Origin of the sequence: Tepidicella baoligensis (assembly GCF_013432195.1) — a bacterium.
In the GTDB taxonomy this organism is placed as follows: domain Bacteria; phylum Pseudomonadota; class Gammaproteobacteria; order Burkholderiales; family Burkholderiaceae_C; genus Tepidicella; species Tepidicella baoligensis.
Genome location: NZ_JACCDB010000008.1, coordinates 76,554 through 103,373, shown reverse-complemented (window position 1 = coordinate 103,373; position 26,820 = coordinate 76,554). Strand labels below are relative to the sequence as shown.

The window sequence follows — 26,820 nt, the reverse complement described above, 5'->3', positions numbered from 1 at the left end:
CTGCCGCTCGGCTGGTCAGCGCTTGCGGCTCACCAACACGATGCCGGCGGCCACGCCCACCAAGGCGAGCAGCAGGGCCAGCGTCAGCGGCTCGCCCAGCAACCCAACCCCGAACAGCAGGGCGAACACCGGGGTGAGGAAGACGAACGACGACATCTGCGTGGCCGGGTAGTGGCGCAGCAGCCACATCCAGGTCAGGTAGCTGGCGAAAGCCCCGATCACGGTTTGCAGAGCGATCGATCCCCAGGCCAGGCCGGAATAGTCCCAACGCCAGGTTTCGCCCAGCGCCAGCGACAGCAGCGGCGCCACCAAGGCCGTGACGGCCACCTGGTAGAACAGGGTTTTCTCGGCGCTGGCCTGGGCCAGCATCGTGGTGCGAATCACGAGCGTGGTCAGCCCCCACAGGATGCCGGCGGCCAGCGCCATGGCGTCGCCCATGAGCTGGGTGCGGGTGGAGTGGGTAAAGCCCTCGCTGAAGGCCACTGCGACCGAGGCAAAGGCCACCAGCAAACCCAGCCATTGCAGCGGACGCAGCTTTTCGCTGGGCACGAACTGCGGCAGCAGCAGCGCCACCACGAACGGCGAGGTGTAGAGAAACACGGTCAAGCGCGAGGCCGTGGTGTACTGCAACCCGATATAGATGAAGGCAAACTCGCCGGCAAACAACAATCCAGCCAGCAGGCCACCCTTGAGGGTGCCGTCGCGCTGGAACAGGGGCACCCCGCGCCACTGACACCAAATCCACAGCAACACCATGGCCCCCGTGAAGCGCAGCGTGGCCTGCCACAGCGGGGGCACTTCGGCCACGGTGGTTTTGATGAGGATTTGCTGGAATCCCCAGAACGCGCAGCACACCAGCAACAGCGTGATGGCGAGGCGGTCGAGATGGTCCTTGCGTATCGGCGCGGCGCTCACAGCGGGTGCTCCGTGTAGAACCGTCCCCCGTGGTAAAGCAGGGGCCGCACGTCTGCGCGGTGCTGGCAGCGTTCGACCTGGCCCACGAAGATCACGTGGTCTCCCTCCTCGTAAAAGCTGCGGTTGAAGCATTCGAACGTGGCAATGGCCCCGTCGAGCAGCGGGGCCCCACAAGCCCCTTCGGAATAGGCCACCCCCTGCCAGCGGTCCACCCCCCGAGCGGCGAAGCGCTGGGCCAGTTCGCGCTGCTGGGCGCTGAGCACGTTGATCGCGTAGTGCGAGCCTTGGCGGAATACAGGCAACGCGCTGGACTGGTTGGACAGGCTCCAGAGCACGAGCGGCGGCGACATCGACACCGAGTTGAAGGAGTTCGCCGTCAGCCCCACCAGCGCTCCGCTGTCGGACCGGGCGGTGACGATGGTCACGCCGGTGGCAAAGCGACCAAGAGCGGCCCGGAAACTGTCGGCGGTGGGGGGAAGCATGGGCGAATTGTGCCTTGTTCGCACAGGCGAAGCGTCACGCAGGAGGCAATGCCCTGGTCAACTGGCCGTGGCGGTGCTGAGTTCGAGCACCGCCACGCGGTCACGCCCCTGGCGTTTGGCCTGGTAGAGCGCCCGGTCGGCCAGCAGGATCAGGGCATTGGCCCCCAAACCAGAGGTGGGGCATTCACACGCCACCCCCGCGCTCACCGTCACCTTGCCGAAGGGGCTGCCCTCATGCGGCAAGTCACGCGCGCGCACCTCGTCCACCACGCGATGGGCCAGCCGGAGGGTGCCGGCCAGGTCGGTGTCGGGCAGCAGCATCGCGATTTCTTCGCCCCCGTAGCGGCACACCACGTCACGCGGGCGCTGCGCCTGCGCCTCGACGATGCTGGCCACCAGGCGCAGGCACTCGTCGCCACGCTGATGACCATAGGTATCGTTGTAGGCTTTGAAGTGATCCACATCGAACAGCACCAGCCCGAGGCTTTGCTGCGATCGCTGGGCGTTGCGCCACTCGCGGTCGAACATGGCATCGAAATGGCGCCGGTTGCCAATGTCGGTCAGGGCGTCCACATGCGCCATGGCGTGCATGCGCTCGGCTTGCAGCTTGAGCAGACGCTCGCGCATGACGGAAGGCGTCACATCCCAGACCTGGATCATCAGGTAGCGTCCACCGGCCTCGCGCGCCTGGGCCGTGCCCATCGGAATGATTTGGATGCTCTGTTTGAGCAGGCGTTGCGGCGAGGTGTCGCCGGCCAGCGCGTAGAGCGGAAACGCCGAGGCATGCAGCGTTTCCGACAGCAGGGCAGGGAAGCCGACGGTACGCGCGCCGAGCAGGCGCCGTTCGAAATGGCTGCCCTTGAGCGACGGGAATACCTCGAAGAACGGGCGGTCGAGCACGTCCTCGGCCTGCAAGCGCGCCCGGCGCAGCAGCCAGGGATTGGCAAAAACCACGGCCAGCGACTCGTCAAGCACCAGCAGTCCGGCCTGGACGCTGCCCAGCGCCCATGCCATCCACGGTGGCGTACCCTGAGCCAGGCTCACGCATCACCCCCCTCGAGCTGCCGGATGAACGCCGCCACCCGCTCTTCGAGCAGACCGGTGGAGCGCATGTCGAGCAGGAAAGCCAGGTAGCCGCGAATGCTGCGGGTCGCGATCTCGAAGCGCACCTGCAGGCTCAGCAGAGGCTCGTCCACGTCCTGCTCGGCGAGGAGCACGTCGGAGACCACGCCGAGTTCGACTTCGGGTAGGGAGCCGTCGAGCGTGAGCTCCAGGCTGTCGGCCAGGCTGGCCACCACCGAATTGAGCAGGATGTTGCCGATTTCGGCCAAGGCCTCCTGCTCCATCTCGCCCAGGTCCTCCAGCGGCACCTGACCGCCCACCATGATCTGCACCAGCTGCAGGCTTTGCTCGGCCGGAAACATGAGGATGGCGTCGGTGACCAGATCCCCATGGAAGCCCTGACGCACGGCGCTCACGCGCTTGTCATCGCCCCGCGTGAGCTGTCGGATCACCTCCGCCTTGGGCAGCAACTGCACCTCCGGGATACTCAGCAGCACGGGCTCGCCGGCCAGTTGGCTCAGGGCGTCGGCGGCATGGCCGACCCCCATGTTGAACAGCTCCGTGAGGGCGTCCAGTTCGAGTGGCGCGAGCTTCATGCGGCGGCCAGGAAGTGGTCCACCGCCTGCTGGATGGCGGCCTCGGTCACGGGCTTGGGGATGAATTTCACGCCCATGGTCTGCGCCTTGTCGCGGCTGTTTTCCTGGATGTTGGCCGTCAGCACCACGATGCGCGCTTGCGGCCACAGGGCAAGCAGGCGTTCGGCGGCCTCGAACCCGTTCATGCCGGGCATGTTCACGTCCATGGTGACGAAATCGGGGCGGATGTCCAGCGCCCGAGCGACAGCGTCGTCGCCCGACGCGGCTTCCAGCACCTCCCAGTCGGGCTGCAGCGACGCCACCTTGCCCTTGATGATCATGCGCGAGACGCGGCTGTCGTCAACAATGAGCAGTCGTTTGGCCAAAGAAACCCCCTGATGTTCGCATGGTGGTGGATGGCTCGCCGGCCTGGCCGGCCGACCCCGCATGAAACGGTTATTCTCGCCGATTTCAGGACCAGCCCCAATGGTTGCCCGACCGTTTCGGTCAGCGGAAGCGAACGATGCGGCCGCTGCGGATGCCGTCCCAGTACTGCTCCAGCTCCCGCTTGACCACGGGCATGAGGAAGTACAGGCCGATGATGTTGGCGATCGCCATGGCGAAGATCATCGCGTCGGAGAAGTCGATGACGGGGCCCAGGGCCATGGTCGAGCCGATCACCACGAAAGCCAGGAACATGAGCTTGTAAGACAGGTCCGCCAGCCTTGCTGTCGCCGAACAGATACGTCCACGCCTGCAAGCCGTAGTAGGACCAGGTGATCATGGTGGAAAAGGCAAACAGCACCACGCACACGGCCAGCACATAGGGGAACCAGGAGATGGTACTGGCGAAGGCGGCGGAGGTCAGCGCCACGCCACGGGCCTCACCGGCCAGCTCGGTCACGCCGGAAGCGGTCACGTGGCCGGTGATGATGATGACCAACGCCGTCATGGTGCAGATCACGACCGTGTCGATGAACGGCTCCAGCAGCGCCGCAAAACCCTGCGAGACGGGCTGGTCGGTGCGAACCGCCGAGTGGGCAATGGCGGCCGAGCCGATACCGGCCTCGTTCGAGAAGGTGGCTCGGCGGAAGCCCTGGATCAGGGCCCCGACCACGCCACCGGCCACGCCCTCGGCGCTGAACGCCCCAGCGATGATTTGGCCGAAGGCCCACAGGATGTGGTCAGCGTGGACCACCAGCACCACCAGGCCGGCACCGAGGTAGAGCAGCGCCATGGCGGGCACCAGTTTGGCCGTGACGGCCGCGATCGACTTGATGCCACCAATGATGACCAGCCCCACCAGCACAGCCAGGATCAGCCCGAACAGCCAGCCTTGGCCAGCCAGCGGACTGCTGGCGCCCCCGGTGACGTTGACCACCTGCTGGAAACTCTGGTTGGCCTGGAACATGTTGCCCCCGCCGATGGAGCCGCCGATGCAGCAGATCGCGAAGAACACGGCGAGAAACTTGCCCAGCCGCGCCCGGCCCTGCTCGGCCAGCCCCTTGGAGAGGTAGCGCATGGGCCCGCCGGCCACCACGCCGTCGGCCTTGCGGATGTCGCGGTACTTGACGCCCAGCGTCACTTCGGTGAACTTGGAGGCCATGCCGAGCAGGCCGGCCAGGATCATCCAGAAGGTGGCGCCGGCGCCTCCGATAGCCACCGCCACCGCCACGCCCGCGATGTTGCCCAGCCCCACGGGGCCCGAAACGGCCGCCGTCAACGCCTGGAACGGACTCACCTCGCCGGGGTGTTTGGGGTCGGCGTAGCGGCCGCGCACGATGTCGATGGCGTGCCTGAAGCCGCGGAACTGGATGAAGCGAAAGTAGAAGGTGAACACGATCGCGGCCACGATCAGCCAGCCGACGATCAGGGGAAACGCGGTGCCGGCCACCGGCACGGAATAGAAAATCAGGCCCGCGACGAAGTCGGACACGGGTTGTACGGCCGAGCTGATGCGCTCGTCCAGGGTCATGGACGGATTCAAAGGGGTCTCCTCGAACGATGTTGTTGTGATCCGCTTGTGGCGGACGACAGGCGCGTCTTCACGCCATGGCGCGTGGCGCTGGCGAGCCGACGAACCGCTGGTACTCCGCCTCGGACTCACCGGCAAAACGCATCGCGATGGCGGGGCGTTCGCCGCTGATGAGCTCGGCCAGGGCACGGCCCGATCCGGCTCCGTGCGTCCAGCCCAGCGTTCCGTGTCCGGCGTTGATCCACAGCCCTGCAATGCGGGTGCGACCGATGAGGGGGATGTTCGTCGGCGTGGCGGGGCGCAGCCCACACCAGAATTGGGGGTCGCCACCCTGCTCGGGCAGGCGTGCGTCCACGGCGCCTGGGAACACCTCCTCGATGCGGCGCACCAGCATCTGGCAGCGCGCCTGGGCCAACGGGGTGTCGAGCGCGAGATCGAACCCTGCGAGTTCGATCGTGCCCGCCACCCGCAACCGGTCACCGAGACGAGAGATGGCTATTTTACGGCCATCGTCGATCAGGCTGACCTGCGGCGTGCGAGCCGGGTCGCGCAGCGGCAACGTGGCGCTGTACCCTTTGCCGGGGTAGATCGGCACACGAATGCCCACGGTACCCAGCAGCGGGGTCGTGTAAGAGCCGCAGGCCACGACGACGGCGTCGGCCTCGAGCACCTTGGTGATGCCAGTCTGCGCATGCTTGATGACCACTCGCCGAATCGCGCCACCTTCGACCGCGAGCTGTTCGATGCGGTGGCTGTACAGCGTCTGCACCCCCTGGTTGTGGCACAACGCCGCCAGCTTCTCGGTGAACACACGGGCATCGCCGTGTTCGTCGGTCTGGGTGTAGGTGCCGCCGACGATGCGGTGGGCGAAGGACTGCAGCGCCGGCTCGATGCGCAGCAGCTCGTCGCGGTCCACCACGCGGCGCTGCACCCCGTGCCGCGCCATCAATTCGGCAGCCTTGCCGGCACCCTCGTAAGCCTGCTGGTCCACGTAGTAGTGGGCAATGCCGCGCTGCGAGCGGTGGTATTCGATGCCGGTTTCGGCCACCATGGCCTTGAGGGTTTCGTGGCTGTAGCGCCCCAGGGCGACGATCTGGGCCAGGTTGCGCTCGAATGCCCGGTCGTTGCACTGGCTCAGGAAGCGCAGCAGCCAGGCCCACTGGGCAGCGTCGAACTGCGGCCGCCAGAGCAACGGCGCCTCGCGGTCAAACATCCATTTCAGCGCCTTCCAGGGCGCCTCCCGGTTCGCCCACGGCTCGCAAAAGCTCACCGAAATCTGGCCCGCATTGGCGTAGCTGGTCTCCCGGGCGGCCTGAGGCTGGCGGTCCACGAGCGTGACCTCGTGCCCGCGCCGCATCAGGTGCCAAGCGGTGCTCGTGCCGATGATGCCGGCCCCCAGAACGATGACGCGCATACCATATCCCTCTGCTCGATCCCCGAGAAAACCGCAGTATGCGCAATCCGTCAAGACCTGTGAAGTCGAATTAAACTAAAGCCATTTCAATAAGTAAAACTGATCAGGAGACGCGCATGAGCACCTTCGATCCGGATGCGCTCGAATGCCTGGCGGCCATCGTGGAGGAAGGCGGTTTCGAGCGCGCCGCCCAGCGGCTGTCGATCACACAGTCGGCGGTGTCGCAGCGGCTGCGGGCGCTGGAAGCCCAGGTCGGCGCGGTGCTGGTGGTGCGCAGCCGCCCGCTCAAAGCCACGGCCGCGGGGCAACTGTTGCTCAAGCACGCCAAGATGATGCGGCTGTTGCGCGCCGATCTGGAGCGCGACCTGCGCGAGCTCGCCCCCAACGCCACCCGCGGCCAGCGCGACGAGGATCGGATCGCCATCGCCGTCAACGCCGACAGCATCGCCACCTGGGTCCTGCCGGCGATCACCCCGCTGATCCGCGATGGCGTGGCCATCGAGATCATTCACGACGATCAGGATTTCACCCACGAATGGCTGCGCAAAGGTCAGGTCATGGGTTGTGTGACCTCTCTGGGTCAGGCCCTGCGCGGCTGCCGCCTGGAGCCGCTCGGGGCCATGCCCTACGTGGCCGTGGCGTCCCCGGGTTTCGCGGCTGCGGCGCTGCAAGGCCAGCTCACGCCCTACAACTTCCACCGCGTGCCTTTTCTGGCTTTCAACCGCAAGGACGATTTGCAGCGTGACTTCGTCTGTCAGGCCTTCGAGCTGGCGCGGGCTTCGCTCAAGCAGGTGTACGTTCCCTCCTCGGAAGGGCAGGTCCGGGCCGCACTCGCCGACTGGGGCATTGCCGTGGTCCCCCGGCTGCTGGTCGATCCGCTACTGGACCGTGGGCAACTGGTCAACCTGGCCCCCAGCCACGATTACCGGGTGCCGCTGTATTGGCATTGCTGGAACCTGACGTCGGACCTGCTCGACGGCCTGAGCCTGGCCTTGCGTCAAGCCGCCCAAGCGACGCTCGACCCCCTGTCGCTGTGAATGGCACGCGCGCCGATGCGCGGCGCGGCCCTGCGCGCGGCGCTCACACCTCGACGAGGCAGGCGGGCTGGAAGGACTGCTGCTCTTCCTTGTCGGCATAGCCGAGCGGATTCGCCACCACCCGGCAGCCGTGGAGCCGGTAATCCTGTGCGCAGTGCAGGTGCCCATGGAGCCAGACATCGGCCATTGTCAGCCAGTCGTCCAGAGCGTTGCAGAAACCGGCCGTGCCGGGATTCACGCCGTAGCGGGGGTCCTGGCTGCGCAGGCTTGGGGCAAAATGGGTGACCACCACCGTCGGACCGTCGTGCGGCTGCTCCAGGGCCGCGCGCAACCACTGCTGGGCGGCCAGCGCCTCGTCACGCATGGCCTGGGCATCGAACAGTCGGCCATAGCGCTGGGTTTGCATTTTGGTCAGGTAATGGTTGGCCGCGCGAAAGGCGCGCTCGCGCAGCTTGAGGGTACGCGCCCAGGGGTCGGCCGGCAGCCCGCGGCCGGCATGGGCCAGCTGGGCCAGGGCGTCGTAGTCGCTCCAGAGCGTGGCACCCACGAAACGCACGCCGTCGATCACGTGCACGGCCCGCTCCAGCCAGACGATGCCCAGCCGCTCGCAGGCCTCGCGCAGACCGCGATGGGCAGCGTCGAAATCCAGCCCATCGTATTCGTGGTTGCCGGGGCAATACAGCACCGGTACCGGCCAGCCAGCGTGCTGCGGCAAAGGCGAGAAGCGGCGCAAGCCCCAGTCGGGCTCGTCCATCACGGTTCCGTCACGCCGAACCTGGTAGGAGCCGATGTCGCCGGCCAGCACCAGCACGTCGGCCCCTGGCGCGGGCTGCGCGACGAAGTCCGGGTTGGCCTCCAGATGCAGATCGCTGAGCAGCTGGATCCTCATGCCTCGGCCTCCAAAGCCACGGCGCGGCAGACGGCATCGCGCAGCCAGCGCTGCGCCCCCGATGACTGGGCTTGCCGGTGCCACAGCATGTCCACGTGCACCGGCGGCATGTCCAGTGGCAGCGGACGATGCACCAGCGCATGCTCCTGGCCGGTCATGCCGACGAAGTGCCTGGGCAGCACGGTGAGCAGGTCTGAGGTCGCGACGACCTGCCCGGCGGTGAAGAACTGGTTCACCGTCAGCACCACGCGACGCCGGCGCGACTTTGCCGCGAGTGCCTCGTCCACGAAGCCCCAGGGACGCCCGGAAAAACTCACCAGCAGGTGGCGTGCGGCGCAGTAATCATCCAGGGTCAATGGGCCTTCGGCCAAGGGGTGCCCTTGGCGCATCACCAACACGTATTCGGTGTCGTACAGACGGCGGGCCTGGTAACGGGGCACGTGTTCCTGCAGGTGGGATGCCCCCAGTTCCGCGAGCACGCCAGGGAAGTAACCGATCGCCAGGTCCACCCCTGCGCTCTCGAGCAGTTCGCGCGGATCGCGGGTGGTCAGGGGCAGCACGCGCAGGGTCACCTGGGGCGCCTCACGGTCGAGCAGGTGCACCAGCCCCGGCATGATCTTGGACGCGGTGGCATCGGCCATGGCGAGCACGAAGTGGCTGGTCGCCGTGCTCGGATCAAAAGCACCGGGCGCCAAGGCTGCGCGCAACTGCTGCAAGGCCTCGCGCACGGTGGGCCACAACGTCATGGCCAGCGGTGTCGGCTCCACGCCATAGCCGCTGCGGCGCACCAGGTCGTCCCCGGTGAGTTCACGCAGGCGTCGCAAGGCATTGCTCACCGCCGGCTGGGTCATCGACAGGTTGTGGGCTGCGCGCGTGAGGTTGCGCTCGGCCATCACCTCGTCGAACACCCGCAGCAGATTCAGGTCGAGGGTCCGAAAGTTCAGATCTTTCATTCTTCTCGTGAATATAAGGCATCATAAAAATAAATTTGCATGACATGCGGGTTTACCCTAGTATTCGATCTCATCGATGCTGCATTGCAGCAAAGGAGCCAGCCATGACCGCACTCGCATCTTCTTCCCATCACACCGCTGCCGGCGGTGCTTCGAATGCCGGCCGCTCTGCCACCACTCGCCGTACCGACCGGCCACTGGCAGCACTGCTGCTCGCCGCCGCCGTAGCCGCCTTGGCCGTGGCCGCCGATCGCCTCATGGCCTCGTGGGCCGACGAACACCTGCTGGCTACGTGGGTGGCTTTGTGGGCCGTGGTGTTTGCCGGCAGTCTGCTGCTGGCCGGTACTGCGCGCCGCACCGCCCAGCGCGTGGTGGCCGGACTCGACCGGTGGGCCCGTGCCCGAGCCCAAGCGCGTGCCGAAGCCCGCTACCTGTTGCTGGCACGCCACGATCCGCGGGTGATGGCCGACCTGCAAGCGGCCCGCGACCGTGCCGACACGGCCGCCCACAGCGAAGCCCTGGCCCCGATCGGTCTGCCCGAACAGGTGGCCATGCCAGCCACCGCCACGGCCCACGAATGGCACTGGAACGATGGCGTCGTCGTCGAACTGGGTGGCCAGCGCCGGGTGGTGCCGTTCTACATCTGATCCGTTTGCATCCCGCCTTATGGCGGGGCGGTACAAACGCCAAGGGCAGCCCAACGGGCTGCCCTTCGTGTCGTCTAGCGACTGCTGCTTCAGCCTCGAGTCAACCGGGCTTCCATCTGGGCCTTGGTATCGACCAGCTCCTGAGGCAGGTGATAGGCCAGTTTTTCGAACAGCTCGGCGTGCATGGCCAGTTCGGCTTTCCAGTGCTCGGGGTTCATGTCGGTCACCGACTCGAACTGTTCACGGCTGAAATCCAGTCCTTCCCAGGTGATCTCTTCATAGGTGGGGCTGATGCCGAACGCGTGGTCTTCTCCCTGCACCTTGCCCTCGATGCGGTCGATCATCCACTTGAGGACGCGCATGTTGTCGCCATAGCCTGGCCAGACGAACTGGCCGTCGGCGCCCTTGCGGAACCAGTTGACACAGAAGATCTTGGGCAGGGTGTGACCGGACTCCTCCAGCTTGTGCTCCATGTCGAGCCAATGCTGGAAGTAGTCGCTCATGTTGTAGCCGCAGAAGGGCAACATGGCGAACGGATCGCGGCGCACCACGCCCTGGGCACCGAAGGCGGCGGCCGTGGTTTCGGACCCCATGGTGGCAGCCATGTAAACGCCTTCCATCCAGGTCCGGGCCTCGGTGACCAGTGGCACGGTGTTGGAGCGCCGCCCCCCGAAAATGAAGGCGTCGATCGGCACCCCGGCCGGATCGTCCCAAGCCGCGTCCAGGGCCGGATTGTTGGTGGCCGACACGGTGAAGCGGGCATTGGGGTGGGCGGCTTTGCGGCCAGCCTTGCCGTCTTCAGGGGTCCAATCCTTGCCCTGCCAGTCGATGGCATGGGCCGGAGCCTCGCCCATGCCTTCCCACCACACGTCACCATCGTCGGTCAGCGCGACGTTGGTGAAGATCACGTCGCGGTTCAGGCTGGCCATGCAGTTCGGGTTGGTCAGCGTGTTGGTGCCGGGCGCCACGCCGAAGTAGCCGGCCTCGGGGTTGATGGCGTAGAGCTTGCCGTCGGCGTGGGGCTTGATCCAGGCGATGTCGTCGCCGATGGTGGTGACCTTCCAACCACCGAGGGCGGCGGGCGGGATCAACATGGCGAAGTTGGTCTTGCCACAGGCGCTGGGGAAGGCAGCGGCCACGTGGTATTTCTTGCCTTCGGGGCTGGTCACACCCAGGATGAGCATGTGTTCGGCCAGCCAGCCCTGGTCACGGCCCATGGTGGAAGCAATGCGCAGGGCCAGACACTTTTTGCCCAGCAGTGCGTTGCCGCCGTAGCCGGAACCATAGGACCAGATTTCGCGGGTTTCGGGGTAGTGGACGATGTATTTGGTGGTGGGGTTGCAGGGCCACGCCACGTCTTTCTGCCCTTCGGCCAGCGGAGCGCCCACGGTGTGCACGCAGGGCACGAACTCACCGTCCACGCCCAGCACGTCGTACACGGCACGGCCCATGCGGGTCATGTGCTTCATGTTCACCACCACGTAGGGGCTGTCGGACAGCTCCACCCCGATGTGGGCGATGTGCGAACCCAGCGGCCCCATGCTGAACGGGATCACGTACATGGTGCGGCCCTTCATGCAGCCGTCGAACAGCGGGTGCAACGTGGCACGCATCTCGGCCGGGGCCATCCAGTTGTTGGTGGGGCCGGCGTCTTCGGGTTTTTCCGAGCAGATGAAGGTGCGGTCTTCCACGCGCGCCACGTCGGAGGGGTCGGACCAGGCCAGATAGGAATTCGGCCGCTTGGCAGGGTTGAGCCTTTTGAGGGTGCCGGCCTGGACCATGAGCTCACACAGGCGGTTGTACTCCTCGTCGCTGCCGTCGCACCATTCGATGCGGTTGGGCTTGCACAGCGCGGCCATGTCGGCCACCCAGGCAATCAGCCTGGCGTTCTTGACGTAATCGGGCACATTCAATTCGAGGCCCTGCATCACCGGTGCGTTCATGAGATCGACTCCAGAAGGTAAGAAAGCGGATGTGGAAAGACCACGCCGCTTCCGGGAGTCAGACGATCTCAGGGTATGGCATCAGGCTTTCCATATCCCTTTCTTGACCGAGGGACTGCTGTCTAACCCGCACCACGGGCAAGAAACATGAATTTTATGAAACACGCATGAAATCGGCAGCGTCAATCGATGCAAAACTTGCATGGATCTATGCCGCGAAGTCACACGCCCTTCAACAACAAAGCCGGCATGTGCCGGCTTTGTCACGAGGGGTACCGAAGAAAGAAGGATCAAGCCATGCTGACGGCGATGAAGGCCAACAGGAAGATCAGCAAAGCGCCGGCCAAGGGCAGCACCCAGGGGATGACGTCCACGATGGCCTCGGCCGGATCGACTTCGGCGGGGTTCTGCTCGTGCTGAGGGGCTTGGCTCATGGGGGCTCCTGAATGCGGTGTGATACGGTGTGATGCTTGATTTTAATCAAATGACCGCCGACTCGAAACCGGCGTCGCGCAAAGCCTGCAAGACCTGCTGCACATGCTCGGGCCCGCGCGTCTGCAACACCAGTTCGATTTCCACGTTCTGCGCCGCCAGCAGGCTGAACGCGCGCTGGTGCCGCACCTCGTTGATGTTGGCACCGGCATCGGCCACGCTGGTGGCGATGCGCGCGAGGTTGCCCGGCACGTCGCGGGCGTTCACGCGGAGGCGCGCCAGCCGGCCGGCGCGCACCAGGCCACGTTCGATGATGGAGGCGAGCAACAGGGGATCGATGTTGCCGCCGCACAAGATGAGGCCGACCCGCTTGCCGCGGAAACGCTGGGGATGCCGCAACAGCGCGGCCAGGCCGGCGGCACCCGCACCTTCGACCAGCGTCTTCTCGATTTCGAGCAGCATCACGATGGCCTGCTCGATGTCGCCTTCGTCCACCAGCAACCAGTCGGCCACATGCTCCCTCACGATGGCCTTGGGCAGCTCGCCGGGCGTGCCGACGGCGATGCCCTCGGCGATCGTGGTCTGCCCTTGCGGCCAGTGGCTGCCGGTCATGGCATTGACCATGGCGGGAAAGCGCTGCACCTGCACGCCGACGATCTCGATGTCCGGCCGGATGGCGTGCGCGGCCAGGGCGACGCCACCGATGAGCCCCCCACCGCCCGTTGCCACGACCAGGGTATCCAGGTCTGGCTGGGCACGCAGCATCTCCAGGCCGACCGTGCCTTGGCCGGCCACGATCGCCGGATCGTCGTAAGGGTGCACAAAGGTCAGGCCCTCACGCTCGGCCAGCTCGCGGGCGTAGGCCCGGGCCTCGTCGAGCGAGTCGCCATGCAGCACCACTTCGGCCCCGAAGCCCCGGGTGCGCTCGATCTTCACCCCGGGTGTGAAACGCGGCATCACGATGACGGCGCGCAGCCCGAGGCGCTGGGCGTGGTAAGCCACCCCTTGCGCATGGTTGCCGGCCGACATGGCCACCACGCCCCGGGCACGCGCGTCGGCATCGAGCTGGCTGAGCTTGTTGCAGGCCCCCCGCTCCTTGAACGAGGCCGTGTACTGCAGGTTCTCGAACTTGAGAAAGACCTGGGCACCGGTGAGCGCCGACAGCGTTCGGGATTCCAGGCAGGGGGTCTCGAGCACCTGCCCCTGGATGCGCCGGGCGGCCGCCTCGATATCGTCGTATGTGATCATGACACCGGATTGTGCGGGTTTGGGGGCAGGCCGTGAAGCCGACCCACGGACCGCACGGGGTTGACGACGCGCAACACCGCTTCACCGTAGGCCTCCAGCTTCTTCTGCCCCAGACCGGGCAGGCCCTGGAGATCCGCCAGCCGCTGGGGCTGGCGTTCGGCGATGGCGCGCAAAGTGGCATCGTGAAAAATGACGTAGGCCGGCAGGTTGTGTTCGCGCGCCACTTCGGCCCGCCAGGCCTTGAGGGCGGCCAGCGTTTCGCGCGCGGCCAGGGTGAGGGTGGCTTCGGCGGCCACCAGCCGCTGGCGTGCGCCGGATCGGCTGCGCGGCGCGCTTGCCGTGGGCACCCGCAGCCGGACCGCGGCTTCTCCCCGCAGCACCTCGCGCGCGCCTTCGGCCAGACGCAGGGTGTTGAAGTGCTCGCCATCCACCCACACGGCGCCGCGCGCGATGAGCTGGCGCAACAGGCTGCGCCATTCGCTTTCGCCCCATTGGGCGCCGATGCCAAAGGTGCTGAGCCGGTCGTGCCCGTGCTGCTGCACCTTCGCCGTCGCCTTGCCGCGCAGGATGTCGATCACATGCCCCGCGCCGAAAGCGGTGCCGCTGGCCTGCTGCACGCGGTAGATGCACGAGAGCAGCTTGCGCGCGGCCTCGGTGGCATCGAGCGTCTGCGGCGGCTGGAGGCAGTTGTCGCAATTTCCACAGGGCTGTGACGATTCGCCGAAATAGCCCAGCAAGCGCACGCGCCGGCAGTCGGTGGCCTCGGCCAGGGCGAGCAGGGCGTCGAGCTTGCCGCGCAGCACCTGCTTGAACGCGTCGGCGGCCGGGCTTTCGTCGATCATGCGGCGCTGGTTGACCACGTCCTGCAGGCCATAGGCCATCCAGGCGTTGGCGGGTTCGCCGTCGCGGCCGGCGCGGCCCGTCTCCTGGTAGTAGCCCTCGATGTTCTTGGGCATGTCCAGATGCGCCACGAAGCGCACGTCGGGCTTGTCGATGCCCATGCCAAAGGCGATGGTGGCCACCATGATGAGGCCCTCCTCGCGCAGGAAGCGGTCCTGGTGGCGCTGGCGCGTGGCCGCATCCAGCCCGGCGTGGTAGGGCAAGGCATTGAGCCCGGCGGCCGCCAGTTGCGCCGCCACGTCTTCCACCTTGCGCCGGGACTGGCAATAGACCACGCCCGCGTCGTGACCGTTGGGGCCCATGTGTTCGTCGCGGATGAAGCGCAACAACTGCTGCAGGCTGTCTTTCTTTTCGACGATCTGGTAGCGGATGTTGGGGCGGTCGAAGCTGCTGACGAAATGCTCGGCCTCTTCCAGCCGCAGGTGATGCACAATGTCGGCCCGGGTGAGGGCGTCGGCCGTGGCGGTCAGCGCCATGCGCGGCACCTCGGGGAAGCGCTCGTGCAGCGCGGCCAGGCCCCGGTATTCGGGCCGGAAGTCGTGACCCCACTGGCTCACGCAGTGCGCCTCGTCGATGGCAAAGAGGCTGAGCAGCCCGCGCTCGTACAGCGATTGCAGCAGCGCCATGAAACGCGGCGTGGTCAAGCGCTCGGGAGCGGCGTAGAGCAGCGTGAGGTCGCCGCGCAACAAGCGCCGCTCCACGTCGGCGGCCTCATCGCTGCTGAGGCTGGAGTTGAGAAAGGCGGCGCTCACCCCTGCCTCCAGCAGAGCGCCCACCTGGTCGTGCATGAGGGCGATCAGTGGCGAGACGACGATCGCGACCCCTCGCCCCGCACGATGCCGCACGATGGCCGGAATCTGGTAGCACAGCGACTTGCCGCCCCCGGTGGGCATGAGCACCAACGCGTCGCCACCGGCGCCGACGTGTTCGACGATGGCCTGTTGCGGACCACGGAAGCGTTCATAGCCGAAAACGTCGCGCAGAACGGCCAAGCAGGCATCCCCCACCCCCGCGTCCGCAGGGGCAGGCGCCGCGTCGTTCCCATGGGTGGGTGAGATGTCAAGCCACAAGCCGGTCGCTCTCTCGGCTCACATCTGCTCCCAGGGCAGACCATCGTGGCGCCAGCCATTGATGGTGGAGCGGTGGAAGTGTTCGTCGAGCTCGCCCTCGAAGCCATGGACCACGTGGGCCACGTCGGTGAACCCGGCGTCTTCCAGCGCCTTGCCAGCGTCGAGCGTGCGCTTGCCACTGCGGCAGATCAGCAGGATGGGGCGGTCCTTGCGGCCCGCTGCCTCCTCTACCTGCCGGGCAAAGCGTTCGGGGTCGGGGGTGAGGTCGGGGTAGTCGTACCAGGCCACATGCACCACGCCAGGGGGGCGGCCCACGTACAGCGACTCGATTTCCATGCGCACATCCACGAACAGCGGCGCTTGCTCGGGCGGGTCGCTGGCATGCGCCTGCAGCCAGGCCCAGGCTTCACGAGGTTGGAGGTGCTTCATGGGCTGTATTGTCGCTCCAGATAACGCTTGCGCCAGAAATAGAGGCCGAGTGCCGCCGCCGTCAGGCCCATGCCGAACAGCGCCAGCCAGAAACCGGAGCGGACATGCAGCAAGGGGATGAACTCGAAATTCATGCCGAAGATGCCAGCGATCAGGTTCAGCGGCAGGAAGATCGCCGTCAGCGCCGTGAGCGTGCGCATGATGTCGTTGGTGCGGTGGCTCTGGGCGGAGAAGTGGATTTGCACCGCGGTCTCGGCGCTTTGCTCCAGCCGACGCACATGGTGGACCACGCGTTCGATGTGCTCCAGCACGTCGCGGCTGCGCACGTGCAGCAGTTCGCGTTCGCGCCGCGCGGCCGGTGTGTCGGGTGCCGGCCAGTCGGCAAGTGCCGCGATCCAGTCGAGCAGGGCGACGCGCTGGTCCTCACTGATTTCGTCCAGCTCGTGCAAGGCCAGCCGGGCATCGAGCAGGCTGCGCCAGTTGTTGAAGCGGCTGCGCGGGTCGAGCAGCTCGGTCTGCCAGTGGTCCAGCTGGCGGGCGAATTCGCGTCGAAGGTCGAGGTAGGCGTCCACCATCTGCCCGGCCAGGCGCAACATGAGGTCGGCCGGACTGCTGGGCATGACGCGCACCGGCGCACTGCGCCCGGGCTCGTGCGTCTCCTGCTGCGGCTGGCTCACGGCGGCCAGCAGGCGGACGGCATAGGCGTCGAGAATGCCGCACGCCGGCGGGTGTACGCTGAGCAGCAGACGATCGAAACGCACCAGGCCCACCGGGCGGGTGTCGATCCGGCGCAAGACCGGCATGCCGCCGCGCGGAACCGGTCGCTGTGCGGTGCTGGCCCGCCCGTTTTGCCGCGACGCCTCGGCCGATGACGCCTGGGCCAGTCGGCGAAACACGAGCATGTCGTACCGCTCGGTACTCTCGAAGGTGGACGGCAGTGACGGGTTCAGCAAATCGGACACATGCAGGTCCACCAGGGTGGTCCCGCACAGGCGCTGCAGCATCGCCTGGACGTCGCGCAGCTGCGCCTCGAATGCCGGCTGCTCCATGGCCACCCAGACGAAACCTTCGTCGGGCAGCGCCTCGAGCCAGCCCGTGTGCTCGCGGACCTGATGCCCCTGAAGAAAAAAGGTGCGCATGGGACGGGGCGAAGCGGCCTCAGCCCTGGCGCAGCAGGCGCGCGGCCTCGCGGGCGAAGTAGGTGAGGATGCCGTCGGCCCCGGCGCGTTTGAAAGCCAGCAGCGACTCCATCATCACGGCGTCGTGGTCGAGCCAGCCGTTGGCTGCGGCGGCCTTGAGCATGGCGTACTCGCCGCTGACCTGGTAGGCAAACGTCGGTACCTTGAACGCGTCCTTGACGCGGCGCACCACGTCCAGGTAGGGCATGCCGGGCTTGACCATCACCATGTCGGCGCCCTCGGCGATGTCGAGCGCCACTTCGCGCAGCGCCTCGTCGGTGTTGCCGGGGTCCATCTGATAGACCTTTTTGTCGGCCTTGCCCAGGTTGGCGGCGCTGCCCACCGCGTCACGGAAGGGGCCATAGAAGGCGCTGGCGTATTTGGCGCTGTAGGCCATGATGCGGGTGTGCACGTGGCCGTTCGCTTCCAGCGCTTGGCGGATGGCACCGATGCGCCCGTCCATCATGTCGCTGGGGGCGACGATATCCACACCCGCGGCGGCCTGGCACAGGGCCTGTTTGACCAACACCTCGACCGTGGGGTCGTTGAGGATGTAGTGGTGCTCGTCGAGCAGGCCGTCCTGCCCGTGGCTGGTGTAGGGGTCCAGCGCCACGTCGGTCATCACGCCCAGGTCGGGCACCTGGGCCTTGAGCTCGGCCACCACGCGGGGAATGAGGCCGTCGGGGTTGTAGGCTTCGCGGCCATCGGGCGTCTTGAGGGACTGGTCGATGACGGGGAACAGCGCCATCACCGGAATGCCCAGCTCCACACACTCCTGGGCCACCGGCAGCAGCAGATCCAGACTCAGGCGTTCGACACCGGGCATGGAAGCCACGGCTTCACGACGGTTGCGGCCATCCAGCACGAACACCGGGTAGATCAGGTCGTGCACCGTGAGGCGGTGCTCACGCACCAGGTTGCGGGTGAACACGTCGCGGCGCAAGCGGCGCGGACGCGACAGCGGGTAGGGGGCGGCGTTCAGGGTCATTCCGCTATTGTGGCAAAGATGGCACAAGCCGGCTCTTCCGCCGCCCCGCCGATTGCGTTACGCTCCCCGCTGATGAATGACGCCACCCCCCAGAATCTGCCGGCCGGCCCCGCCGAGGACGCGGCTTGGCGCATGGCCGAACATTGGCCGGAACTGGTGGCGGCCATCACCGATCAGGCCATCGAATCGGTGGATGCCTTGTTGCGCGGCCTGGAGCTGCTGGTGCAACGGGGCAAGCTCACCCCGGCCGAGTGTCAGGTCCTCACCATGCCCGCACAACGCCTGAAACACTGTGGCATGCATGCCCAGCAAATCATCCGCTTCCAGAGCGGGCGGGTGCGCCAGTCGCATGAGAAGATCGACCTCGCCTTCGTGGTCGAATCCGTGCTCCAGGAACGCCGCGATGAGCTCGCCCTGCAAGGCATCACCGTGCGGCGCAAGTTCCGCCTGGCCGAATTGCTGATCGACCCCACCCTGGGCTACAGCCTGGCGCAAGCCATGCTGGACTGGAGCGTGCGGCTCGGCGGACACATCGACCTGCAACTGGAACGGACCGCCGATCCGCCCCGCGCCCGCCTGCGGATGAAAATCCGCACCGACGCTGCTCCCTCCCAGGCGGACGTGTTCATGGACAACATCCAGTGGTTGCTGTTGCGCCAGATCGCCGCGACCGACGGCGGCATCGAACTGCAACGCGCGGTGGCACCCGATGGGGTCGAGCTGACCGCGTGGTTCAAGCGGGTGCTCACCCCCGAGCCGTCGGCCGACCCGGGCCACGACCGGGCCGATGGTGCGCCCTCGACCGTGTTCAAGACCGTCAGCGGCGCGTACGTGCTGGTGTGTTCCGCCTCACCCGACACACGGCTGCGGGCGCTGGGCATCGTCAAGCAACTGGGTGTGTCCGCCGACGGGGTGGCCAGCGCGGCGCAGACGCTGGCCGCGATGCGCGACCGCTCAGTGCAGCTGTTGATCCTGGACGAGGACAACCCGCCTGCCGACATCGCGCAGCTGCGCCATGACCTGGCCGCGCTGCACCCGGACCTGGCGGTGCTCCGGCTGGTGGTGCCGCGTGCCCGCGCCAGGGATCCGAAGGACGGCGACACCGCCGTGATGGCGGAAAAGATGAAGGTGCCGGTGGATGCGCTGGAACAGTCGCTGGGCTCGGCCGTCATGTTCACGCTGTCGAATGTGATCTGAGACACTACGCTCATGACCTCCTCATCGCCACCGTGGTTCGACCACTTCGAGGCCCACACCCTGCCCTTGGCAGACAGTCATGTGCACTACCGCATCGGGGGGCCCGTTCATGCCCCGGCCCTGGTGCTGCTGCACGGCTTTCCACAAACCCACGTGATGTGGCACCGGGTGGCCCGTGCGCTGGCAGGGCACTACCGTCTCGTCCTGCCGGACCTGCGCGGCTATGGCGATTCCGCCGCCCGGGTGCCCGACGCCCCCGACCATGCTGCGCACAGCAAACGGGCCATGGCCGCCGACGTGGTGGCCTTGCTGGACCACCTCGGCATCGAGCGGGCGTTCCTGTGCGGCCATGACCGGGGTGGACGGGTGGCCCATCGGCTGGCACTGGACCATCCGCAGCGGGTGCGCAAGCTTTGTGTCATCGACATCGCGCCCACGCTGGACATGTACGCACGCACCGACATGGCCTTCGCCCGCGCCTACTACCACTGGTTTCACCTGATCCAGCCCGCGCCCTTGCCCGAAACCATGATCGGCGGCTGCGCCATCGACTACCTGCACGCCAAGCTCGGAGGCTGGGGCGGTCAGGGCCTCGACCATCTGGAGCCCGAGGCGCTGGCCGAATACGAGCGGTGCTTCTGCCGGCCACACGCCATCCACAGTGCCTGTGAGGACTATCGGGCCAGCGCCGGTATCGACCTGGAACACGACACCGCCAGCCGCGCACGTGGTGAACGCATCGCCTGCGACATGCTGGTGCTGTGCGGCGAGCGCGGCGTGGTGCAGCGGCTGTTCCGCCCGCTGGAACTCTGGCAGGCCCAATGCAAGGGCAAGGTGTCAGGCAACACCCTGCCCGCAGGCCATTTCATCCCCGAAGAACTGCCTGCCGAAACCGCCGAGGCGCTGCGCAGGTTCTTTGCCTGACCACAGGCTCGGCATCCCGACCTTGCAGGCGTCGATTCCACAGCCTGCAAGGACGATCGAGTTCAGGCCTGCCCAGCCTTCACCTTGAGGCGCCAGGCGTGCAGCAGCGGCTCGGTGTAGCCGCTGGGCTGCTCCTTGCCTTTGAACACCAGGTCCAGCGCGGCCTGGAAAGCCGCCCCGTTGGGGTTGGCCACCAGGCTCTTGTAGGCCGGATCGCCCGCGTTCTGCGCATCCACCTTGGCGGCCATGCGGGCAAAGGTGTCGCGCACCTGCTGCTCGGTGACGACGCCGTGGTGCAGCCAGTTGGCCACGTGCTGGCTGCTGATGCGCAGCGTGGCGCGGTCTTCCATCAGGCCCACGTCGTTGATGTCGGGCACCTTGGAGCAGCCCACACCTTGGTCCACCCAGCGGACCACGTAGCCCAGAATGCCCTGGATGTTGTTGTCCAGCTCCTGCTGTTTCTCTGCATCGCTCCAGTTCGGTGTGGCGGTCACAGGCACCGTCAACAACCCGGTGAGCAGGTTGTCGCGCTCGGCGTCGGCGTCGATCTTCTCCAGCTCTTGCTGGATGTCAGACACCTTGACCTGGTGGTAGTGCAGCGCGTGCAGCGTGGCCGCCGTGGGGCTGGGCACCCAGGCGGTGTTGGCGCCGGCCTTGGGGTGGCCGATCTTCTGCTCCAGCATGGCGGCCATGAGGTCGGGCATGGCCCACATGCCCTTGCCGATCTGCGCTCGGCCGCGCAGCCCGCACCGCAGGCCCACCAGCACGTTGTTGCGCTCATAAGCCTGAATCCAGGCGCTGGTCTTCATGTCGCCTTTGCGCACCATGGGGCCGGCCAGCATGGCGGTGTGTATTTCGTCGCCGGTGCGGTCCAGGAAGCCGGTGTTGATGAAGGCCACGCGGCTGGCGGCCGCAGCAATGCAGGCCTTGAGGTTCACGCTGGTGCGGCGCTCCTCGTCCATGATCCCGAGCTTCACGGTGTTCTCAGGCAGGCCCAGCAACTGCTCCACGCGACCGAACAATTCGACGGCAAAGGCCACCTCCTTGGGCCCATGCATCTTGGGCTTGACGATGTAGACGCTGCCGGTACGGCTGTTGCGGATCGGCTCACCATTGGGCAGTTTGCCGTGGCCCTTGAGGTCGTGCAGCGCGATGGTGGTGGTGATCACCGCGTCCATGATGCCCTCGGGAATTTCCTTCACCGAGCCGTCGGCGGCGGTGTACAGGATGGCCGGGTTGGTCATCAGGTGGCCCACGTTGCGCACGAACATCAGGCTGCGGCCATGCAGGCGCAGCACGCTGCCATCGGGAGCGGTATAGACGCGGTCGGGGTTGAGGCCGCGGGTCATCGTGCGGCCGCCTTTTTCGAACGATTCGGTCAATGTGCCCTTGAGCATGCCCAGCCAGTTGCGGTAGCCCAGGATCTTGTCCTCGGCATCGACCGCAGCCACGGAGTCCTCCAGGTCGAGGATGGTGGACAACGCCGCTTCCAGCACCACGTCGGCCACACCGGCAGGGTCGGTCTGGCCGATCGGGGTGGTCTTGTCGATGACGATGTCGATGTGGTTGCCGTGGTGCACCAGCAGCACCGACTTGGGCGCCGCCGCATCGCCTCGGTAACCCACCCATTGGGCCGGATCTTTCAAGCCGGTGCTGCCGCCGTTCTTCAGGTTCACTTGCAGGGTTCCGCCCACGATGGCATAGGCCGTGGCGTCGGCGTGCGAACCGCTGGCCAGTGGCGCGGCCTGGTCGAGGAAGTGCCGTGCGAAGGCAATGACCTTGGCGCCGCGCTTTTCGTTGTAGCCCGGCCCTTTTTCACAGCCATCGGCCTCGGGAATCGCGTCGGTGCCATACAGCGCATCGTACAGACTGCCCCAGCGCGCGTTGGCGGCATTGAGCGCGTAGCGGGCGTTCAGAATGGGCACCACCAGCTGCGGGCCGGCTTGCACGGCCAGCTCGGCATCCACGTTGGCGGTACTGGCCTTGACGTCGCTGGGCGCAGGCACCAGGTAGCCGATGGTTTCCAGGAACTGGCGGTAGGCGGCCATGTCGGTGATCGGGCCGGGGTTGGCGCTGTGCCACTTGTCCAGCTCGGCCTGCAGACGGTCGCGCTCGGCCAGCAGGGCGATGTTCTTGGGGGCCAGATCGGCCACGATGGCGTCGAAACCGGCCCAGAACGCGGCCTGGTCTACCCCGGTGCCGGGCAACACCTGCTGGTTGACGAATTCGTACAGGGCGGTGGCCACCTGCAGGCGGCCGACAGGAGTGCGGGATGCGGACATGAAGAACTCCAGAATCAGAAACGGGCGGTCGCAGCGGGCCATGGAGCTGCGCACCATGGTTTCACTGTAAGCGAGTTTCGGCCGCATTTTTGAGGCGTTCGACGCCAATCACTTTTGACTTTTATATGCATAATAGTCAGAGCTGGGAGATCAATATGCGCCTTGAGGCGTTCAATCGTGCCATGCCTCTGAATGGATAAACTCAAAGCCATCGAGACCTTCGTCAACGTGGCCGCGCGCGGCACTTTGACCGCCGCTGCGCGCAGCGAAGGCGTGGCGCCGGCCATCGTCGGGCGACGCCTGGACGCGCTGGAGGCTTACCTGGGTGTCAAGCTGCTGGTCCGCACCACGCGGCGCCTGACCCTTACCCACGAGGGTGCGGCCTTTCTGGAAGACTGCCAGCGGCTGCTCACCGACTTGGCCAACGCCGAGGCGAGCGTGAGCGCAGGCGGCATGAAGGCGACCGGACACCTGCGCCTGACCGCACCGGCGGGCTTCGGCCGGCGTCACGTCGCCCCCTTGGTGCCTTTGTTCCGGGAGCGCCACCCGGACGTGACGATTTCGCTCAACCTCAGTGATCGCGTCATCGATCTGGCGGCCGAAGGCTACGACTGCGCGGTCCGCGTCGGCGACTTGCCGGACTCGTCGTTGGTCAGCGTTCGCCTAGCGGACAACCGGCGCCTGTGCGTGGCCACGCCACGATACCTGAAGCAACACGGCCTGCCGCGGCACCCCAACGATCTGGTGCATTTCGACTGCCTGACCCTGTCGTCGGACGCGTCCCAAACCCGTGGCTGGGCCTTCCAGTTGCCACCGGGTGCCGATGGCAAAGGCGGGGCGCTGATCCACCTGCGCCCCGGCGGCCCGCTCGACTGCTCAGACGGTCAGGTGCTGCACGAATGGTGTCTGGCCGGTTACGGCATTGCTTGGCGCAGCATCTGGGAGGTGGAGTCCGACATCGCTGCCGGGCGGCTGCAGAGCGTACTCGACGATTTCGCCGCGCCCCCCAACGGCATTTACGCCGTGTTCCCCCAGCGCAAACACCTGCCACTGCGCGTGCGGCTGTGGATCGACTTCCTCAAGGCACATTACAGCCAGCGGGATTTTTGGTCGCGAGCGGCATGACGGTCTTTTCGCGGCCGATGTTCAGACACCGAACGGCAGGCCCCTTCAAACGAGCCAATCCGCCACCAGCAACACCGCCTCCCGACCGGCACGCGCCCGCACCTCGCCATGGGGGCCCACCACGGTGCTGAGTCCCCCGTAGCGGGTGGTGCCTTCTGCCCCGCAGGCGTTGGCATAGGCCACCCCCACGCGGCACGCCGCAGCGAGCCGGGGAATGGTGAGCAGCGGCGCGTCGTCGTAGGGCAGCATGTTGGCGGTGGGCACCAGGACCGCCTCGGCACCTTGCCGGGCCAGTTCCCGCACGGCTGCTGGCTGTTCGGCGTCGAAGCAAATGAGCATCCCCAGCCGGCGGCCACCCCAGTCAAAAGGCGCGGCCACCGCGTCCCCGGGGGAGAAGCGCTCGGCGTCCGCCAGCCCGAACAGGTGGACCTTGCGGTGCACGGCCAGGCGCTCCCCCTCCGGCCCGATGGCCTGGGCGGCGTTGTAGGGTTTGCCACCTTGGGGGTGGGTTTCGGGCCAGCCGTAGACGATACCGATGCCCTGCTGCCGCGCGATGCGGGCCACCGCCTGCGCCAGCGCCCCATCGGCGGGTTCGGCGAGTGCATGCAGGCGCGCCGGGTCGATCAGGTAGCCGGTCAGCGCCATTTCGGGGGTGATCAGCCAATCCGCATCCTGGGCGGCGGCATCCGAAGCGGCTTCGGCCAGGGCTTTCAGGGCATGGGCCGTGTCGCCAGCGGGCGGGTGGGGACTCTGCCAAAGGGCAACGCGCATGCGGTTCACTCCGGCAGGGTGATCGGCCCGATTTGCGGGTACAGGTCACCCGGCCCCGGGTTGCCCGGCGCGCTGTGGCCGCCGAGGTGGTGCACGATGCCCCAGACCGCGTTGAGCGCCGTCTGCACCGCCCCTTCCACCCAGGCGGGGGTGAAGGAAATGTCGTCCCCGGCGAGAAAGATGCCGCGCTCGCGCTCGGGCAGGTCGTGCTGCATGAAATGGCCGTACATGCGGTGGTTATAGCGGTAATGGCCGGGCAAGGCGCCTTTGAAGGCGCCGAGGAAGTGCGGGTCCGCTTCCCAGGAGATGGTGATCGGGTCGCCGATGATGTGGCTGGCGATGTCCACGTCGGGGTAGATCTTGCGCAGGGCGTCGAGCGCGAGCTGCACCCGCTTGGGGGTGTCGTAGGGCAGCATCTTGAGCGCGTCGCTCATCCAGGCGTAGGACAGGCAGATGACGCCCGGCTTGTCTGGGCCGTTGTCGAACAGGTAGGTGCCGCGTGTGAGGCGGTCGGTCAGGGTCATGCCCATGACGGGCCAGCCGTTGTCGCGCAGGTCGTTCCAGAAGGGTCGGTCCACCATGACGAAGGTCTTGGACGACTGCATGTAGCGGGTGCGGTCCAGCGCCATCCAGAGCTTTTGCGAGAACAGCGATTCCTCGCAGGCGATCTGGGTGGTCAACAGCCAGCTCTGGCAGGTGACGAGCACGGCGTCGTAGCGCCGGGCGGTGCCCCAGGCGTCGGTGACCTCCAGCTGGCCGTTGGCCGCACGCTGGATGGCCTTGACCGCCGGGCGCGGCGCACCCTGGTGCAAACGGGCCAGCGTGGTGCCCTGCGGCCAGTGGTGCAGGGCGGTGGGCGCGTGCCGCCACAGGCCCATGGGCACCTGCTGCACCCCGCCCACGATGTAGTGCTGGTTCTCGTCGCAGCCCGTGAGCACCACGCGCAGGATTTCGAGCATGGAGTTGGGGAAATCCGAGTCCCAGCCACCGGTGCCGAAGCCGACCTGGCCGAACACCTCGCGGTGGTGGAAGCTCAGCCGCTGGAAGGCGCTCGACTGGGCCACGAAGTCGTAGAAGGTGCGGTCGTCCCAACGCGGCACCAGTTGGTTCCAGAGCGCCTTGACGCGCGCCACGTCGCGCTGGCGTATGGCGGTCTGCAGTTCGGTGAAACCGGCACCCTCCTCCAGGGCGCTGGCCCAGGCATCGGCCACTTCGCGAAACAGCGCGGGCAGGTCGGCCAGCGTGCGTGCCCAGTGGGTCTCGCCCTCCAGGTCCACCACGGTGCATCGGGCGGCGGGCGTGAGCGGGTTGGGAAACGGCCGGCTCTGCAAGCCCAGCGTGTGCACATAGTGGTAGAAGCCGGTGGACGACAGCGGGAAACGCATGCCGCCCAGCTCCGCGATCACGCCCTGCCCCCCTTCAAAGGGTTGCGAACGCAGCCGCCCGCCCATGCGCGAAGCCTCGTACACCACGGGCTTGAGGCCGAGCTTCATCAGCTCGTAGGCGGCCGTGAGCCCCGCCATGCCGGCGCCGACGATGGCGACTTCGGTGCCGTGGCGGCTGGCGGGCAATTGCCCCAGGCCAGCGGGATGGGTCAACCAATCGTCGTAGGCAAAGGGGAAGTCCGGGCCAAAAACGGTGACCGGGGCCCGTTCGGATCGGGTGGGGTGTGTTTGCAAACTCATGGCAATTGCCTTCAATCAATAGGAAGTCAGCGGAACAGGCTGGCGAAGAGCACAGCGGCCACGCCCCACATCATCAAGGCCACCAAGGCATCGAGCACGCGCCAGACCCGCAAGGAATTCAGGCGACGACCCAGCCAGAAGGCGGTGACACCGAGACCGATAAACCACACCACCGAGCCCACTGCGGCGCCCAACCCAAACACCGTGCTGCCCTGGCCATAGGCCAGCGAGGCGGTGCCGATCAGCACGGCCGTGTCCAGCCAGGCATGCGGGTTCAGCCAGGAAAACGCCAGCGCCGACAAGATGGCCTGGCGCGCCGTGACCGGCTCGGCCAGCGGCGCTGCACCGGCCACGGGCAACTCCCCGGCCACCGGCGAGCGAAAGCGCTGGAACGCCTTCCAGCCGTACACCGACAGGAACAGCACCCCGGCGCCCACGAGCGCACCGTGCAACTTGTCGGACAGCCCGCCGAGCCGGGCCAGCCCCAGTACACCCAAGGCGATGAGCACGATGTCGGCCAAGGCGCACACGGCGATGGTCAACCAGAGGTGCTGGCGACGCAGGCCCACGCGCAGCACATGGGCGTTCTGCGGGCCGATCGCCATGATCAGCGAGATGCTCAACACCATGCCAGCGGTGAAGGCGGGGGTGGTCAGGGTCATGGATCACTCCGGCTGTGGTTGGTGGATTGTGGACGGT

The 26,820-nt window shown here is 66.8% G+C and carries 25 protein-coding genes; 5 read left to right on the top strand and 20 right to left on the bottom strand.

All coding sequences use genetic code 11. The features are described from left to right. Positions 1 to 15: 15 nt before the first annotated feature. Genes HZS63_RS09770 through HZS63_RS09745 form a run of 7 tightly spaced genes read right to left on the bottom strand, consistent with a single transcriptional unit; the run spans position 16 to position 6,423 of the window. Entirely contained in the window at positions 16 to 915 is a 900-nt protein-coding gene (locus HZS63_RS09770) for a DMT family transporter (RefSeq protein WP_343039977.1), read from the bottom strand. After that, a complete protein-coding gene (locus HZS63_RS14020) occupies positions 912 to 1,397 on the bottom strand; it encodes a flavin reductase family protein (protein WP_246316277.1) in 486 nt (161 codons plus the stop codon). The genes HZS63_RS09770 and HZS63_RS14020 overlap by 4 nt, the downstream gene beginning before the upstream one ends. 57 nt (positions 1,398 to 1,454) lie before the next feature. Next, positions 1,455 to 2,441, bottom strand: a complete 987-nt coding sequence (locus HZS63_RS09765) for a diguanylate cyclase (RefSeq protein WP_180683851.1) — start codon at positions 2,439 to 2,441, stop codon at positions 1,455 to 1,457. Next, the gene (locus tag HZS63_RS09760; RefSeq protein ID WP_180683850.1) at positions 2,438 to 3,055 is read right to left on the bottom strand and encodes a chemotaxis protein CheC; all 618 of its coding nucleotides are present in this window, start codon (positions 3,053 to 3,055) and stop codon (positions 2,438 to 2,440) included. Before HZS63_RS09760 ends, HZS63_RS09765 begins: the two co-directional genes overlap by 4 nt. Further along, on the bottom strand, positions 3,052 to 3,420 hold the full coding sequence (locus tag HZS63_RS09755) for a response regulator transcription factor (protein WP_246316275.1): 369 nt from the start codon (positions 3,418 to 3,420) through the stop codon (positions 3,052 to 3,054). The genes HZS63_RS09760 and HZS63_RS09755 overlap by 4 nt, the downstream gene beginning before the upstream one ends. Beyond that, positions 3,372 to 5,021, bottom strand: a complete 1,650-nt coding sequence (locus tag HZS63_RS09750; protein ID WP_219339156.1) for an alanine/glycine:cation symporter family protein — start codon at positions 5,019 to 5,021, stop codon at positions 3,372 to 3,374. Before HZS63_RS09750 ends, HZS63_RS09755 begins: the two co-directional genes overlap by 49 nt. Positions 5,022 to 5,079: 58 nt before the next feature. Continuing rightward, positions 5,080 to 6,423 carry a D-amino acid dehydrogenase gene (locus tag HZS63_RS09745; RefSeq protein WP_180683848.1) on the bottom strand — a complete coding sequence of 448 codons (1,344 nt, stop codon included), beginning with the start codon at positions 6,421 to 6,423 and terminating at the stop codon, positions 5,080 to 5,082. A 116-nt stretch (positions 6,424 to 6,539) separates the two neighbouring features. Between HZS63_RS09745 and HZS63_RS09740 the strand changes: the two genes are divergently transcribed. Continuing rightward, positions 6,540 to 7,460 (top strand): LysR family transcriptional regulator ArgP, encoded by a 921-nt coding sequence (locus HZS63_RS09740; protein ID WP_180683847.1) that lies wholly within the window; start codon positions 6,540 to 6,542, stop codon positions 7,458 to 7,460. Positions 7,461 to 7,503: 43 nt separating this feature from the next. Here HZS63_RS09740 and HZS63_RS09735 read toward each other — a convergent pair whose 3' ends face one another. Together HZS63_RS09735 and HZS63_RS09730 are read right to left on the bottom strand one after the other, a co-directional pair. Then, on the bottom strand, positions 7,504 to 8,349 hold the full coding sequence (locus HZS63_RS09735) for a metallophosphoesterase (RefSeq protein WP_180683846.1): 846 nt from the start codon (positions 8,347 to 8,349) through the stop codon (positions 7,504 to 7,506). Beyond that, positions 8,346 to 9,302: a LysR family transcriptional regulator gene (locus HZS63_RS09730; protein WP_180683845.1), complete on the bottom strand. Its 957-nt coding sequence runs from the start codon at positions 9,300 to 9,302 to the stop codon at positions 8,346 to 8,348. The genes HZS63_RS09735 and HZS63_RS09730 overlap by 4 nt, the downstream gene beginning before the upstream one ends. 104 nt (positions 9,303 to 9,406) lie before the next feature. Between HZS63_RS09730 and HZS63_RS09725 the strand changes: the two genes are divergently transcribed. After that, positions 9,407 to 9,949 carry a hypothetical protein gene (locus tag HZS63_RS09725; RefSeq protein ID WP_180683844.1) on the top strand — a complete coding sequence of 181 codons (543 nt, stop codon included), beginning with the start codon at positions 9,407 to 9,409 and terminating at the stop codon, positions 9,947 to 9,949. An 89-nt stretch (positions 9,950 to 10,038) separates the two neighbouring features. On the opposite strand, the gene HZS63_RS09720 is transcribed toward HZS63_RS09725, so the two are convergent. The 7 genes from HZS63_RS09720 to hemB all read right to left on the bottom strand — a co-directional run bounded on the left by HZS63_RS09720 (position 10,039) and on the right by hemB (position 18,137). Continuing rightward, positions 10,039 to 11,892 carry a phosphoenolpyruvate carboxykinase (GTP) gene (locus HZS63_RS09720; protein WP_180683843.1) on the bottom strand — a complete coding sequence of 618 codons (1,854 nt, stop codon included), beginning with the start codon at positions 11,890 to 11,892 and terminating at the stop codon, positions 10,039 to 10,041. A gap of 290 nt (positions 11,893 to 12,182) precedes the next feature. Then, the gene (locus tag HZS63_RS09715) at positions 12,183 to 12,326 is read right to left on the bottom strand and encodes a hypothetical protein (protein WP_180683842.1); all 144 of its coding nucleotides are present in this window, start codon (positions 12,324 to 12,326) and stop codon (positions 12,183 to 12,185) included. A 46-nt stretch (positions 12,327 to 12,372) separates the two neighbouring features. Then, a complete protein-coding gene (locus tag HZS63_RS09710; RefSeq protein ID WP_180683841.1) occupies positions 12,373 to 13,572 on the bottom strand; it encodes a threonine ammonia-lyase in 1,200 nt (399 codons plus the stop codon). Then, positions 13,569 to 15,455, bottom strand: a complete 1,887-nt coding sequence (recQ, locus tag HZS63_RS09705; RefSeq protein ID WP_180683882.1) for a DNA helicase RecQ — start codon at positions 15,453 to 15,455, stop codon at positions 13,569 to 13,571. Before recQ ends, HZS63_RS09710 begins: the two co-directional genes overlap by 4 nt. 105 nt (positions 15,456 to 15,560) lie before the next feature. Further along, positions 15,561 to 15,971 carry a rhodanese-like domain-containing protein gene (locus tag HZS63_RS09700; protein WP_180683840.1) on the bottom strand — a complete coding sequence of 137 codons (411 nt, stop codon included), beginning with the start codon at positions 15,969 to 15,971 and terminating at the stop codon, positions 15,561 to 15,563. Continuing rightward, on the bottom strand, positions 15,968 to 17,110 hold the full coding sequence (locus HZS63_RS09695; RefSeq protein ID WP_180683839.1) for a magnesium transporter CorA family protein: 1,143 nt from the start codon (positions 17,108 to 17,110) through the stop codon (positions 15,968 to 15,970). Before HZS63_RS09695 ends, HZS63_RS09700 begins: the two co-directional genes overlap by 4 nt. A 19-nt stretch (positions 17,111 to 17,129) precedes the next feature. After that, the gene (gene hemB / locus HZS63_RS09690; protein ID WP_180683838.1) at positions 17,130 to 18,137 is read right to left on the bottom strand and encodes a porphobilinogen synthase; all 1,008 of its coding nucleotides are present in this window, start codon (positions 18,135 to 18,137) and stop codon (positions 17,130 to 17,132) included. Between the two features lie 72 nt (positions 18,138 to 18,209). Here hemB and HZS63_RS09685 point away from each other — a divergent pair, with 72 nt between their 5' ends. Both HZS63_RS09685 and HZS63_RS09680 read left to right on the top strand, forming a co-directional pair. Next, the gene (locus HZS63_RS09685; protein WP_180683837.1) at positions 18,210 to 19,334 is read left to right on the top strand and encodes a hypothetical protein; all 1,125 of its coding nucleotides are present in this window, start codon (positions 18,210 to 18,212) and stop codon (positions 19,332 to 19,334) included. A gap of 12 nt (positions 19,335 to 19,346) precedes the next feature. Then, positions 19,347 to 20,258, top strand: coding sequence for an alpha/beta fold hydrolase (locus HZS63_RS09680; protein ID WP_180683836.1), 912 nt, complete (start codon positions 19,347 to 19,349; stop codon positions 20,256 to 20,258). Between the two features lie 62 nt (positions 20,259 to 20,320). Here HZS63_RS09680 and HZS63_RS09675 read toward each other — a convergent pair whose 3' ends face one another. After that, positions 20,321 to 22,540, bottom strand: coding sequence for a malate synthase G (locus HZS63_RS09675; protein ID WP_180683835.1), 2,220 nt, complete (start codon positions 22,538 to 22,540; stop codon positions 20,321 to 20,323). Between the two features lie 192 nt (positions 22,541 to 22,732). On the opposite strand from HZS63_RS09675, the gene HZS63_RS09670 reads away from it, so the two are divergent. Then, entirely contained in the window at positions 22,733 to 23,665 is a 933-nt protein-coding gene (locus HZS63_RS09670) for a LysR family transcriptional regulator (RefSeq protein ID WP_180683834.1), read from the top strand. A 45-nt stretch (positions 23,666 to 23,710) separates the two neighbouring features. On the opposite strand, the gene HZS63_RS09665 is transcribed toward HZS63_RS09670, so the two are convergent. The 3 genes from HZS63_RS09665 to HZS63_RS09655 are packed head-to-tail and all read right to left on the bottom strand — an operon-like array spanning position 23,711 to position 26,783. Further along, positions 23,711 to 24,436 carry a nitrilase-related carbon-nitrogen hydrolase gene (locus HZS63_RS09665; protein ID WP_180683833.1) on the bottom strand — a complete coding sequence of 242 codons (726 nt, stop codon included), beginning with the start codon at positions 24,434 to 24,436 and terminating at the stop codon, positions 23,711 to 23,713. Positions 24,437 to 24,441: 5 nt separating this feature from the next. After that, positions 24,442 to 26,121 carry a flavin monoamine oxidase family protein gene (locus HZS63_RS09660; protein ID WP_180683832.1) on the bottom strand — a complete coding sequence of 560 codons (1,680 nt, stop codon included), beginning with the start codon at positions 26,119 to 26,121 and terminating at the stop codon, positions 24,442 to 24,444. Between the two features lie 26 nt (positions 26,122 to 26,147). Continuing rightward, a complete protein-coding gene (locus HZS63_RS09655; RefSeq protein ID WP_180683831.1) occupies positions 26,148 to 26,783 on the bottom strand; it encodes a LysE/ArgO family amino acid transporter in 636 nt (211 codons plus the stop codon). Between the last annotated feature and the right edge of the window lie 37 nt (positions 26,784 to 26,820).

Coding starts and splice junctions, on each gene's coding strand:
- HZS63_RS14020 (WP_246316277.1), bottom strand. CDS start 1,397: ATGCTTCCCCCCACCGCCGACAGTTTCCGGGCCGCTCTTGGTCGCTTT.
- HZS63_RS09760 (WP_180683850.1), bottom strand. CDS start 3,055: ATGAAGCTCGCGCCACTCGAACTGGACGCCCTCACGGAGCTGTTCAAC.
- HZS63_RS09745 (WP_180683848.1), bottom strand. CDS start 6,423: ATGCGCGTCATCGTTCTGGGGGCCGGCATCATCGGCACGAGCACCGCT.
- HZS63_RS09740 (WP_180683847.1), top strand. CDS start 6,540: ATGAGCACCTTCGATCCGGATGCGCTCGAATGCCTGGCGGCCATCGTG.
- HZS63_RS09735 (WP_180683846.1), bottom strand. CDS start 8,349: ATGAGGATCCAGCTGCTCAGCGATCTGCATCTGGAGGCCAACCCGGAC.
- HZS63_RS09730 (WP_180683845.1), bottom strand. CDS start 9,302: ATGAAAGATCTGAACTTTCGGACCCTCGACCTGAATCTGCTGCGGGTG.
- HZS63_RS09725 (WP_180683844.1), top strand. CDS start 9,407: ATGACCGCACTCGCATCTTCTTCCCATCACACCGCTGCCGGCGGTGCT.
- HZS63_RS09720 (WP_180683843.1), bottom strand. CDS start 11,892: ATGAACGCACCGGTGATGCAGGGCCTCGAATTGAATGTGCCCGATTAC.
- HZS63_RS09715 (WP_180683842.1), bottom strand. CDS start 12,326: ATGAGCCAAGCCCCTCAGCACGAGCAGAACCCCGCCGAAGTCGATCCG.
- HZS63_RS09710 (WP_180683841.1), bottom strand. CDS start 13,572: ATGATCACATACGACGATATCGAGGCGGCCGCCCGGCGCATCCAGGGG.
- HZS63_RS09700 (WP_180683840.1), bottom strand. CDS start 15,971: ATGAAGCACCTCCAACCTCGTGAAGCCTGGGCCTGGCTGCAGGCGCAT.
- HZS63_RS09695 (WP_180683839.1), bottom strand. CDS start 17,110: ATGCGCACCTTTTTTCTTCAGGGGCATCAGGTCCGCGAGCACACGGGC.
- hemB (WP_180683838.1), bottom strand. CDS start 18,137: ATGACCCTGAACGCCGCCCCCTACCCGCTGTCGCGTCCGCGCCGCTTG.
- HZS63_RS09685 (WP_180683837.1), top strand. CDS start 18,210: ATGAATGACGCCACCCCCCAGAATCTGCCGGCCGGCCCCGCCGAGGAC.
- HZS63_RS09680 (WP_180683836.1), top strand. CDS start 19,347: ATGACCTCCTCATCGCCACCGTGGTTCGACCACTTCGAGGCCCACACC.
- HZS63_RS09675 (WP_180683835.1), bottom strand. CDS start 22,540: ATGTCCGCATCCCGCACTCCTGTCGGCCGCCTGCAGGTGGCCACCGCC.
- HZS63_RS09670 (WP_180683834.1), top strand. CDS start 22,733: ATGGATAAACTCAAAGCCATCGAGACCTTCGTCAACGTGGCCGCGCGC.
- HZS63_RS09665 (WP_180683833.1), bottom strand. CDS start 24,436: ATGCGCGTTGCCCTTTGGCAGAGTCCCCACCCGCCCGCTGGCGACACG.
- HZS63_RS09660 (WP_180683832.1), bottom strand. CDS start 26,121: ATGAGTTTGCAAACACACCCCACCCGATCCGAACGGGCCCCGGTCACC.
- HZS63_RS09655 (WP_180683831.1), bottom strand. CDS start 26,783: ATGACCCTGACCACCCCCGCCTTCACCGCTGGCATGGTGTTGAGCATC.